2 protein-coding genes are annotated in these 2,075 nt (G+C 73.3%); one reads left to right on the top strand and one right to left on the bottom strand.

Going from position 1 to position 2,075, the window contains the following annotated elements:
• Positions 1-469: 469 nt before the first annotated feature.
• Entirely contained in the window at positions 470-1,429 is a 960-nt protein-coding gene (locus tag IFT36_RS15875) for an NAD-dependent epimerase/dehydratase family protein (protein WP_173152613.1), read from the top strand.
• A gap of 105 nt (positions 1,430-1,534) precedes the next feature.
• Here IFT36_RS15875 and IFT36_RS15870 read toward each other — a convergent pair whose 3' ends face one another.
• Positions 1,535-1,828 (bottom strand): hypothetical protein, encoded by a 294-nt coding sequence (locus IFT36_RS15870; protein ID WP_200413646.1) that lies wholly within the window; start codon positions 1,826-1,828, stop codon positions 1,535-1,537.
• Positions 1,829-2,075: the final 247 nt, after the last annotated feature.

Raw genomic sequence — 2,075 nt, 5'->3', positions numbered from 1 at the left:
TCGGGGCGGGGCCCGGCTTGCCGGGTGCGGCGGGTGCACCGGGCGCGGACGCGGGAGGCGCGGCGACGGCGGCGCCGGAGCCCACGGCGACGAGTCCCAGGGTCAGGGACGCCGCGAGACAGACGGTCGTGACGCGGCGGCGGGTGCCGCGGGCGCGGGGGTCGGTGAAGGTCATGGTTCTCCTCGTCGGGTCGCGCGTGCCGGATGGGACGCGCGGAGCGGATGGCTCGTCGCGGGCCGTGCCCGATGATCCGACGAGCCGCCGTGCTCCTCAGAGGAAGTCTGGAGAATCCGGGGCCACGGCGCAGTGGGCACTTGAGGGGACGCCGCGTGACCCCCATGCGGGGTACACCGCTGTCGGGGGCGCCGGGTAGCGTCGAGCCATGTCCTCCGATGCCGTGCGCAGAGCTGCCACCCTTCGTCCCCGCCGTCCGTTCCCGACCCTCTCGATCGTGTCGGGGGTCGCGTCGTGAAGATCGTCGTCATCGGGTCCACCGGCCACGTGGGCGGATTCCTCGTCCCGCGACTCGTCGAGGCCGGCCACGAGGTGGTCGCCGTCAGCCGGGGGGAGTCCGAGCCCTACCGGTCGCACGCGGCGTGGTCACGCGTGACGCGCCTCCTGCTCGACCGCGAGGCGGGCGACGCCGACGGCACGTTCGCGGGCGAGATCGCCGGGCTCGGGGCCGACGTCGTGATCGACATGATCTGCTTCACGGTCGCGTCGGCGCGGCAGATGGTCGACGCCTTGCAGGGCACGGGCACCGTGCTGGTGCACTGCGGCACGGTCTGGGTGCACGGTCCGTCGCGTGAGGTGCCGATCACCGAAGAGGACGAGCGCACCCCGTTCGGCGAGTACGGCACGCAGAAGGCCGCCATCGAAGAGTTGCTGCTCCGCGAGTCACGGCGCCCGGGCGGAGTGCAGAGCATCGTGCTGCACCCCGGGCACATCACCGGCCCGGGTTGGCCGATGATCAACGCGGTCGGCAACCTCGACCTCTCCGTCTGGGAGGCCCTCGCCGCCGGGCGCGAGATCGCGATGCCGGGCCTCGGGCTCGAGACCGTCCACCACGTCCACGCCGACGACGTCGCGCAGGCGTTCCAGCTCGCGGCCGAGCGGCACTCGCAGGTGGTCGGTGAGGCCTTCCACGTCGTCAGCGAGCGGGCGATCACGCTGCGCGGTCTCGCCGAGGCGATCGCTCGGCACCACGGTCAGGAGGCGCGGCTGCGGTTCGTCTCGTGGGCCGAGTTCCGAGACCAGACGTCCGACGAGAACGCGGACGCGTCCTGGCAGCACGCGTCGCGCAGCCACTCGATGAGCATCGCCAAGGCGCGCCGTCTGCTGGGCTACTCGCCGCGCTACACCTCGGTCCAGGCCGTCGTCGAGGGCCTCGAGTGGCTCGAGGCCGACGGGCAGCTGACGTTGGGCTGAACCGGGTGGTGATGGTCGGCCGCCGGGGCGGACGGGGCCGATCCGATCGCCAACACCCGGGTGATCCGCCGGGGCTCCCCGGGCGGAACATCACGACGGCCGTGGTCAGCCGCGGCGGAGCAGGTGGGCGGTGACCGCGGCCTGCCACGAGTGGCCGTAACGGGTGGTGCCGGCCGCGCTGCGGACGACGAACGCGCCGGCGCGGTAGGCCAGTCGCCCGTGGCTGACGAGCTGCTCGCCGAAGCGCTCGGCGATCGACCACGTGTCCGACGACTCGAAGCTGATCGCCACGGGGAACCGCGAGCGGGGCAGGTGCACCTCGACGGGCGCGGCGTGGGGATGCGTCGGGAGGTGCCCGAGGAGCATCGGGGGAGTCAGGGGGGAGGCGGTGGGGACCATGGGGCTCCGTTCGTCGGTCGGCCGCGTGGCCAGGGCAGAGGAAACCCCCTCGCGCAGGGGAGCGCGAGGGGGGCCACCGGGATGACCGGCCCTCGACGAAAGGTGAGGGCCGGCGCGTCGCCATGGAGACGACCCGGAGGCCTGCCGACCCGGAGGTCGGCAGGCGGGGGTGTTACTCCGTGGCGGCGGTGATCTTCGCGACGCCGACGAGCATCTCGTCCTGGACGGCGTCGGTCTTGAAGGTCTG

The sequence above is a fragment of the Frigoribacterium sp. CFBP 13605 genome (assembly GCF_014839405.1).
In the GTDB taxonomy this organism is placed as follows: Bacteria; Actinomycetota; Actinomycetes; order Actinomycetales; family Microbacteriaceae; genus Frigoribacterium.
Note: the sequence above shows the minus strand (reverse complement) of the source record. Positions and strands in the feature narration are given on the sequence as shown.